A 1,618-nucleotide genomic window follows, 5' to 3' on the forward strand; every position below is an offset into this window, starting at 1 on the left:
TTCTTTTTTAATTCCCGAATTTCTATTTGCTCAGGGGTCATAGGTGAAGCTTTTGGTGCTTTCCCTTGGCGCTCTTCTCTTAGCTGGCGAACCCATTTATCCATCGTAGATTTGCCCACATTCATAGCTTGGGCCGCTTCAGTTACTGAGTAGTTTTGCTCTAGGACTAGCTGCGCTGCTTCTAACTTAAATTCTGCACTAAATAGTCGTCTTGTACGTTTTGTCATAATGTCACCTGTTAACTTATGAGGTGATGATATCACCTCTAACTAAGTGACCAAATTCACTATGCCACTACAGTAAAGCCTATCGCAGCAGATGGTGATGTTTATAATATCGATAATATCCGAATTGTTACTCCGAGATTACATTGGGGCGAATATAAGCGATTACATCAGAAGGACTATAAGTAATGTTCAAAAATAAATTATCTGACTATACCGAACAGGAATTTTTAGATTTGCTTGAAAAAGGGTTTGATGGAAGTTTTACACCGGATGAATTAGATAAATACACAGATGAACTCGTATTGTTCATGAAATTTAATACTGAATATCCTCAAGGTTCTGATTTACTTTTTTGTCCTCGTAAACTAGGTATAGAAGATTCCTCTGAAGCAGTTATTGAGGAACTAAAGCGTTGGTATACAGAGCAAGGTTTACCGTGTTTTAAGGATGATTAATTGTTCTTTCTGTTGAGTCATCAAAGTAATCTGCTTTACTGCATGCCACGGGGCGCACCATTGGTGAAACGGTAGATTTCCCGATGATCCACGATGTCAAGTTGGCCTATAAGGTGGCGATGCGTGAATTGCGGATGTTGTCAGCGCGGCTGATGACCTGTGAATTGTACTGTGATACCTCGGCGGCTAACTATCAGCCTGGCGATGTGGTGCGGGTGGTGTACCCTCCTGCCGGGCTTGACCATATTATGCGAGTGCAGAAAAAACGCCGGGGTAGCCTAGCCAGTCCAGAAGTGAAGCTGGACTTGATGGAAGATATTTTCTCAGCGGCCACGGGCGACTATAGYCCGCCGCCGCCGAGTAACTGGAAAGACCCGATTAACGAGCCGCTGCCCATCACCAATCAGGTAGCGGTAGAGCTGCCTTACTGGCTGTTGGCTAATACGCTCAATCCGTCCGAACTGGCGGCCATGAACGAATACACCTGCATTGTGGGTTGGTTGGCCGAGAAACCAACCAGCGATACCCTTGGTGCTGACCTCTATTACAGCCACTTTGACCGCTGGATTTACAGCCATCGGGCAAGCTTTGCACCGTGCTCACTCTTACTTGCTCCCGCCAGTCGTACCGATACCCAGCTCAATCTGGCAGGGCGTGATTTTGCAGGGCAAGAACTGCCGATGATCTGCATGGTAGGGGATGAGTTGGTTGTGATCATGAGCTTGGATGGTGATGTGGCTGAGGTAAAACGCGGGGTGCTGGATACGATGCCGCAAGCCCATAACGCCATGACGTTGGTGACCAGCCTTGATGGTGATGCACTGGCGACGGAATTTACCACCGGTGAGCGAGTCAGCCTGCGTGGCCTGACGGTAACAGCGAAAGGAACACTGGATGAAGCCGTCGCCACGGTTGCTGAGATTGAGATGGTAGGCC

At 47.4% G+C, this 1,618-nt stretch carries 3 protein-coding genes and 1 pseudogene; 3 read left to right on the forward strand and 1 reads right to left on the reverse strand.

All coding sequences use genetic code 11. The features are described 5' to 3' along the window. A partial coding sequence (locus tag L4D12_RS25325; RefSeq protein ID WP_428450581.1) for a transposase occupies window positions 1-227 on the reverse strand: 227 nt, incomplete at its 3' end. 81 nt (window positions 228-308) lie between these two features. Between L4D12_RS25325 and L4D12_RS25330 the strand changes: the two genes are divergently transcribed. The 3 genes and pseudogenes from L4D12_RS25330 to L4D12_RS25340 all read left to right on the forward strand — a co-directional run. Continuing rightward, window positions 309-413, forward strand: coding sequence for a hypothetical protein (locus L4D12_RS25330; RefSeq protein WP_428450583.1), 105 nt, complete (start codon window positions 309-311; stop codon window positions 411-413). Continuing rightward, a complete protein-coding gene (locus L4D12_RS25335) occupies window positions 413-682 on the forward strand; it encodes a bacteriocin immunity protein (RefSeq protein ID WP_428450582.1) in 270 nt (89 codons plus the stop codon). Before L4D12_RS25330 ends, L4D12_RS25335 begins: the two co-directional genes overlap by 1 nt. 83 nt (window positions 683-765) lie before the next feature. Further along, window positions 766-1,618: pseudogene (locus L4D12_RS25340) on the forward strand (phage tail protein); the annotation flags it as partial.

Source organism: Photobacterium nomapromontoriensis (genome assembly GCF_050336815.1).
GTDB lineage: Bacteria > Pseudomonadota > Gammaproteobacteria > Enterobacterales > Vibrionaceae > Photobacterium > Photobacterium nomapromontoriensis.

Coding starts and splice junctions, on each gene's coding strand:
- L4D12_RS25335 (WP_428450582.1), top strand. CDS start 413: ATGTTCAAAAATAAATTATCTGACTATACCGAACAGGAATTTTTAGAT.